At 50.3% G+C, this 7,164-nt stretch carries 6 protein-coding genes and 2 pseudogenes; 5 read left to right on the top strand and 3 right to left on the bottom strand.

All coding sequences use genetic code 11. The features are described 5' to 3' along the window. Nucleotides 1–735: pseudogene (locus GAC_RS01025) on the bottom strand (TRAP transporter large permease subunit); the annotation flags it as partial. Nucleotides 736–993: 258 nt separating this feature from the next. Between GAC_RS01025 and radA the strand changes: the two are divergent. The 5 genes and pseudogenes from radA (at nucleotide 994) to ligA (ending at nucleotide 5,580) form a co-directional block, all read left to right on the top strand. Next, nucleotides 994–2,352, top strand: coding sequence for a DNA repair protein RadA (radA, locus tag GAC_RS01020; RefSeq protein WP_010262808.1), 1,359 nt, complete (start codon nucleotides 994–996; stop codon nucleotides 2,350–2,352). A gap of 8 nt (nucleotides 2,353–2,360) precedes the next feature. Continuing rightward, on the top strand, nucleotides 2,361–2,849 hold the full coding sequence (locus tag GAC_RS01015; protein WP_010267090.1) for a DsbE family thiol:disulfide interchange protein: 489 nt from the start codon (nucleotides 2,361–2,363) through the stop codon (nucleotides 2,847–2,849). A 143-nt stretch (nucleotides 2,850–2,992) separates the two neighbouring features. Further along, nucleotides 2,993–3,229: a BolA/IbaG family iron-sulfur metabolism protein gene (locus GAC_RS01010; RefSeq protein WP_010269435.1), complete on the top strand. Its 237-nt coding sequence runs from the start codon at nucleotides 2,993–2,995 to the stop codon at nucleotides 3,227–3,229. Next, nucleotides 3,219–3,551, top strand: coding sequence for a Grx4 family monothiol glutaredoxin (gene grxD / locus GAC_RS01005; RefSeq protein ID WP_010269432.1), 333 nt, complete (start codon nucleotides 3,219–3,221; stop codon nucleotides 3,549–3,551). Before GAC_RS01010 ends, grxD begins: the two co-directional genes overlap by 11 nt. 8 nt (nucleotides 3,552–3,559) lie before the next feature. Beyond that, nucleotides 3,560–5,580 (top strand): annotated as a pseudogene (gene ligA, locus GAC_RS01000) (NAD-dependent DNA ligase LigA). A 130-nt stretch (nucleotides 5,581–5,710) separates the two neighbouring features. On the opposite strand, the gene GAC_RS00995 reads toward ligA, so the two are convergent. Both GAC_RS00995 and GAC_RS00990 read right to left on the bottom strand, forming a co-directional pair. Beyond that, nucleotides 5,711–6,871, bottom strand: a complete 1,161-nt coding sequence (locus GAC_RS00995) for a ribonuclease D (RefSeq protein ID WP_012658828.1) — start codon at nucleotides 6,869–6,871, stop codon at nucleotides 5,711–5,713. Next, nucleotides 6,840–7,164 (bottom strand): ATP-binding protein (locus GAC_RS00990; protein ID WP_037349021.1); only part of this gene is annotated, 325 nt, incomplete at its 5' end. The genes GAC_RS00995 and GAC_RS00990, both read right to left, overlap by 32 nt.

Below are 7,164 nucleotides of genomic sequence, written 5' to 3'. Positions count from 1 at the left end.
TGAACCCACGAAGCGACAACGGCAGCCTTGCAGGCCCCCAACTGAACCGCGCAACAGCGCAAACGAGAGCCTCATGAAGAATGCACCGGCACCCGCTCTATCCATGAGCGCCCCGAAAAGTACGTATAAGAACACAAAGTTACATGACACACCCAGAGCCACGCCGAACACCCCCTCGGACGAGAGCCACTCGTGTGACGATATCGAGGCAATTCCTTGGCCGCTGTGCGCTATCACATCCGGCATGAAAGGCCCGAATATCGAATATATTAGAAATGACACGGCAACCACAATTATGGGGAAGCCTACGGCTCGCCTTGCGGCTTCCAGCAGAAGTAAGATGCCAAGCACGGATGCAACCATATCCGCAACAGTGGGCATTGCCATCCTAACTGATAGGTCATCATAGAACACAAGAATGTATGCGGCTGCGCTCGCGCCCACTAGTGAGAGGACCCAGTCAATAGGTAGGGCACCGTCTTTACCCTTCCCGCGCACTGCAGGCATCACCAAATACAGCAACAACAGCGCGAAAGACAGATGCACAGCCCTAGCCTTAAGCCCCGTAAGTACGAATGCGCTAATCCCATACTGTGATGCAAGCCAAAACGGAACCGGGGACGCAATAAACATCTGGAAGAAGGCCCATAGCAACGCCACGTAACTGACCACGCATTCCCTGCAAGTCCAGACAGACCCTGACCTTGCCCCCTCTTCGACACCATGAAGCTTCATATTACCAGTAACTCTCCAATAACCGTAGAATGCCGACCAACGTGTGCTTCAAATATCACCATAGAGCGACGCAGTCAACCAAAATGCGCCCAAATAGCACCCTACAGCAGCACTAGCACGTGCGTTATAAACTAAAAGTAGCAACTCAATGCACACGTCATACGGTCAGCATGGTGATTTGATGTCATAAAACACTTTCTCACCCTTGGAAAGCGTCTACTTTTTGGTGTAACATCCCAACATGCGGTGCTATCGAGTATGTGGGTGTCAACAAAGGTAATTTATGCCTGCCAAACGTGCGGGAACAGTTCGCATAGGTGGACAGGTAGGTGTGTAGCTTGCGGCGCGTGGGACAGCATTGTGGAGGAAGTGGCACCTAAAAACAAGCACACGGCGCGCACACAGCAGAAAGAGCCTCCCCTGGTGATGCCAATATGCGGCAGCAGCGTTGAGCCCGTGCACAGGCTCTGCGTGGGAAATGACGAGCTGGACAGGGTGCTGGGAGGAGGCATAGTAGCTGGCAGTAGTATATTAATCGGTGGCGAACCCGGAATTGGAAAATCCACACTCATGCTGCAGGTTTTTGCGTCTTTAGCTGGGCAATCTCATAGCTGCTTATACGTCTCCGGCGAAGAATCCGTGGCCCAAATAAGGGCAAGGGCAACCCGTCTCAATGTTAGTGAACCCCAAATAAAACTCGTTGCCACGTCATCTCTCAGCTCGGTATTGAACGCCGCATGTGCCGACAATTTTGCGTTCCTGGTGATAGATTCAATACAAACCATGCACGACGAAGAGATCCCTTCGTCCCCGGGCACCGTGTTGCAGGTTAGGATGTGCGCGCATAAGCTCATAATGCTGGCAAAGCAGCGCAATATTGGGCTATTTTTGCTGGGCCAAATAACCAAAGATGGTGCCATAGCGGGGCCAAAAACCCTAGAGCATTTGGTAGACACAGTTTTGTACTTTGAAGGCAGTAACGGGAACCAGTTGCGCATATTGCGCACAATCAAAAACAGATTCGGGCCGGCAAACGAAATGGGAGTTTTTGAAATGTCTGGATCGGGTCTGCTCCCTGTGCAAGATCCATCCATGCTTTTTTTGGGCCAGTCTCCCAGAAAGGGCATCACAGGCAATGTAGTGTTCGCAGGCATGGAAGGTTCCAGGCCCATATTGGTCGAGGTACAATCGCTGATCGCCAACACTTACTCCCCCAGCCCAAGGCGGGCAGTGGTAGGATGGGATATCAATCGTCTGGCCATGGTAGTCGCAGTGCTCAACGCACGGTGTGATATGCCCCTTGCAGACAAGGAAGTGTATCTCAGCATAGCTGGAGGTCTGAAGATATGCGAGCCCGCATCTGATTTGGCCATAGCGGCGTCTCTTATGTCGAGTATTACAAGATCTCCAACGCCTGCTTCAACGGTTATATTTGGGGAGGTTGCATTATCTGGTGAAATCAGAAGCGTCGCAAACGTCGGCCCAAGGCTTAGGGAGGCGTGCAAGCTTGGTTTTAAGCAGGCGATCGCGCCTTCGGGGAGCAAGAAAGGCAACTCACTCCCAATTGAGGTTAGGGAAGTTGCGCACATTAGGGAACTTAAAGGGCTTTTTGCATAGGTTATGTTATGCGTGTGGTTGCCATTACGACTCTTGCGCTATTCTGCTTGCTGTCGCTCACGTTGTCTGGGGTTTATTACAATCGCAATTTCAAAAAGCCGTCATACCACATAACATTACCGGCTATAGTCGGCACAGAAAAGGAGTTTCGTACTGAAAATATAGAGGGCGCATACGTCATTCACGTGTTTGCATCGTGGTGTGCAACCTGCCTTGAGGAGCACAAAATATGGATGTCCATAGCCAATGAAAAACCCATACGTGTGTATGGCGTGGCATATCTTGACGTACAACACAAAACTCTGGAGTGGCTAGCAAAACACGGAAACCCCTACGCGATGGTGGCTGCGGACTATTCCGGCAGGGTCATGAAAAAACTTGGAGTAATCGGAGTGCCAGAAACATTAGTGTTTAGCCGCACAGGGGAGATGGTAATGCATGTTTCCGGGGCCATGACCGAAGATCTCTGGAAGCGTATATTTACGCTGGTAAGCTAGCCCCGTCCGACCACGTGTAATGCAGGCGTAGCGGATTCAGAACGCGTGTGGCCGGGTGAGCGGAGCAAAGTCAGAGTTTAAAGTCGGTGTTTACCAAATACATAAAAGATGCTATAACCTGGGCCTGCTGCAAACTTTGAGCGATGGGCGTAGAACTTTTTAGGATAGAACAGCTGCTGAGCAGTGCATTCCCTGGCGGTGAGGTGCATGTACGGCCTCTGGCCCATGATGGCGAGCATTATGCCATCAGGGTCGTCTCCAACGCCTTTGCGGGAAAGTCAAAACTTGAGCAGCACAGAATGGTTTACAGTGCACTTTCTGGTATAGACGTGCACGCGTTGCAGATACAAACAGAGGTAGGTAAACAAGATGAGCAGTGACCCTGTCGCAGATAGAATTAGGAATGAAATAGAAACCAGCGACGTTGTGCTGTATATGAAGGGCACCGCCGATGCTCCGCAGTGCGGCTTTTCGGGAGTGGTTGTCGAGGCGCTTCGTAATGTGGGAGTGAAATTCAGGGATGTAGACGTCCTCAAGGACCCAGAGCTGCGCGAGGGCATCAAAAAATTCGCAGACTGGCCAACTATACCACAACTATACGTGAAGGGAGAGTTCATAGGTGGGTGCGACATAGTGCGGGAAATGTACCACAGCGGGGAGCTGCATGCACTGCTGAAAAGTAAGGGCATTATAGCGGGGTAGCTGCTGCTATGTTGGAGCAGGCTAGGCGCAGGTTGGCTGGTCTGAATGCGAAGCTCCGCCACCACGATATGTTATACCACGGGCTTGATGCGCCAGAGGTGACGGACCACCAATATGACCTTCTGGTACAAGAGAAAAAAAGGCTCTTGGACGAGTTCCCGGACATTCGTCAGTATGATGACTACGCAGACGTCGTGGGCACGCCTAAAATTGACTCCAGGTTCCCCAAGGTGCAGCATTTGGAGCCCATGCTCTCTCTGGAAAACGCTTTTACCGTACAGGATGTGGAAAAATTTATCACCAGGGTGAGGCGGTTCCTTGAGCTGCAGCCAGATGACATTTTAGAGCTTTCCTGCGAGTTAAAAATGGATGGCATGTCATTCTCTGCGCTATACCATGGTGGAAAGCTTACCAGAGTGGCAACGCGCGGCAATGGGCACTTCGGCGAGGATATCACCACCAACGCGATGGTCCTGCGCGGGCTGCCACATCAGCTAGATTCGGCCCCAGAAGTGCTTGAAGTGCGCGGTGAAATATACATGCACCATGAAGACTTTGAAAAGCTACGAGGGTCCTGCAATTTTGCAAATCCACGTAACGCAGCCGCGGGGTCAATACGCCAGCTCAACCAGAAGATTGTTGAGGAGCGCAACCTTAGTTACGTGGCTTATTCCGCGGTAAACAGCACATTTGCAACCCAGCAGGAAATACTAAAGCAGCTGGATGAATGGGGGTTTCATACAAACAAGCAAGTGCTTTTCACGGACAAAATAGAAGAGGCGATTGCATTTTATAACTCGGTCTACACAACCAGAAGTGCGCTTGGTTATGACATAGACGGAGTCGTATACAAGGTAAACAGCATCAATTTCCAGAAGCTTCTCGGTGCAACCGGGAAATCACCCGTTGGGCAATTGCGCACAAATTCCCCTCTACTGAGGCTCGCACAAAACTTCTTGATATCACCGTACAAGTAGGCAGAACCGGCGTTGTAACTCCAATAGCAGAGCTGGAGCCAATCAACATAGGAGGCGTTATGGTTTCCAGGGCAAGTCTGCACAACCTCAATGAAATCGAACGCAAAGATGTGCGCATAGGAGACTTGGTCATAGTAAAGCGGGCGGGAGAAGTTATACCACAGGTGGTTGACGTAGATAAAACCCTCCGCAGTAGCGGGACGCAGAAATTTGTCTTTCCCTCGCACTGCCCGTCATGCGGTAGCAAGCTGCACCGCGAGCCCGGTGAAGTCGCTCTGCGGTGTGTGGCAGAGTTGTCATGCAAAGCACAGGCTCTAGAGCGCGTTAAGCACTTCGTATCCAGAGATGGCTTAAACATTATGGGCCTGGGGGCAAAGCAGATAGAGTTCTTCTGCAACCATGGGCTGATTGGCAGCATAGCCGATATTTTTTCCCTGGAGGAAAAGCTACATGGCATTAACCTGGATACAGAACATGGGTGGGGGGAAAAGTCAGTCGCAAATCTCATCGCCGCAATACGCAACAGCGCAACAGTCAGGCTCAGCAACTTCATATTTGCCCTGGGAATACGGTTTATAGGCGTGGGCGCGGCAAAACTTATTGCTGAACATTACAGATCTTATAAAAACTGGCACCAAGCGATGTTGGCGCTCACCGAAACACATGATACTGTACAAATTCGCGGTTTGGGGGAAAAAAGCATAAGTTCTTTGAAGGCGTTTTTCTCTGTGCAGGGAAATCTGGAAGTATTAGAGTCGCTGAGCGCAAAGCTCAACATTTTGGACGAGGCATCTCCGGCGCAACGCGGCAGCTCCGCCATTTCCGGCAAAACCGTGGTGTTTACCGGCACTTTGGAGAGCATGTCAAGAACGGAAGCGAAGCTGCAGGCGGAAAGCCTAGGGGCTAAAGTGGCGAATTCCGTATCCGCAAACACCTGGTTACTGGTTGCAGGTAGCAATCCAGGAAGTAAGCACGAAAAAGCACTAAGCCTGAACGTCAGGGTAATAGACGAGCAGACTTGGGTGAAGATGGTAGAGGATGCACGCTCCTGATAACTTGTTGAGTGGGAGCACCGCAGCAGGATTTGCATCCCTAGGCAGCCGCATAACACCACCAACAATAGCCGCGGAACCGCGTCTAGGATTCACTGCTACGGGATTTATTCACCTATAAATCAGGCAATTACGCTTTTGTATTGACAGTCAACCGCATCTGCCCGCCAGAATTATCGACAGAAAAAATGAGTCTGGTCTCTCCCGCAATAAATTTTTCAACTTTGCGTCCGAAAAACTCGTACCGCCAGCCGTGCATTATGTTGCTATGTATTTTGTTGATTAGTTTCACAAGCTCAACTTTTGAAGCAACCAACTTTTGCGAGATTCCATGCTCCCTGCACATGCTGTTGAGTAAAATAAGCAACGCACTCAGCATGGGCTTGTCGCGGTCTACCAGTTTGTATACTCCCAGCTTCCGTCCGGCACTGCTCTCTAATATGTCGCACAGGCTAAATGGCAAGTTGCCCAAGTAAGACCCGCTAACGTACCTATATAATACTTCCTCGTCTCTGCTTCGAAGAAAGTCTTTTGTTGCGAGGAGTACGCTCTTGGAATGCATCACGATATTGCGATTAACATTAAACAGCCTGGCCACTTTTTCCCTCCACTCAATTATGGACCTGGCAATTATGGCTTCCGACTCCCCAAGTTCGGGGAAGAAATCCATGCCCTCCAGCAGGGAGTCATAGTTATCCACAAATGCCTCAGCAATGTTTTCCATCTCTTCAAGAAACCATGTAAGCCGTTCCTTGGCGGTCAAAATGCCAAGCAGCACCTCATAAAGCTCGTGCAGGTAAGTCACATCATCCAGAGCGTAACGCACTTTGCCTTCGGACAGTGGCCTGTGTGACCAATCAACCCTTTTGAACAGCAGCTTATTGAGTTTCACGCCCAGAAATTGCTCTACAAGCTTGGAGTATCCTACAGAATTATCATGATATTCGCATAGCATTGAAGCCGTTTGAGTGTCAAAAATTGGCCTAGGAAGGCGCGTGAACCGCTGTGATAGGGCGTCTAAATCCTGGCGGCAATCGTGAAAGACCTTATAGATACCTTCATCGTCAAAAATTTCCTGCAGCGGGGAGAGGTCCAGCCGTTCATCCAACACATCAACCACACATTGCCCACCTTGATATGCCATCTGCAACAAACAAAGCCTTGGGTAGTAGTCATTAAAACTTCTAACGAATTCCGTATCTATGGCCAAACTCTCCGGCCTATCACGCAATATTTGTGCGCAGAACTGCGCCAACTCATTAGTCGAGCAAACCAACACCGCCGCGCTCATTCAACACAAAAGTTATAAGAACCGCGCCCCCCTCTTCCAAATTTCGGAAGCCTATGGATGCGCCGTGTTCATCCAAAATTTTCTTCACAATGGCAAGTCCCAGCCCTGTGCCCTGGTCCCGGGTAGTCACATAAGGCTCAGTTAGCCGGCCGATCAAATCCGGCGGGAACCCCACACCGTTGTCTTTAACCTCAACTGCCACGCTGTCAATGTTTTTGGTAACGGCCACCGTAATGTGGCCACCATCAATGTTTTCCCTGGCATCTATCGATTCGCAAGCATTTTTGAATACG

It is taken from the genome of Anaplasma marginale str. Florida (assembly GCF_000215485.1).
Taxonomy (GTDB): Bacteria; Pseudomonadota; Alphaproteobacteria; order Rickettsiales; family Anaplasmataceae; genus Anaplasma; species Anaplasma marginale.
This window is presented reverse-complemented; position numbering and strand designations above follow the sequence as displayed.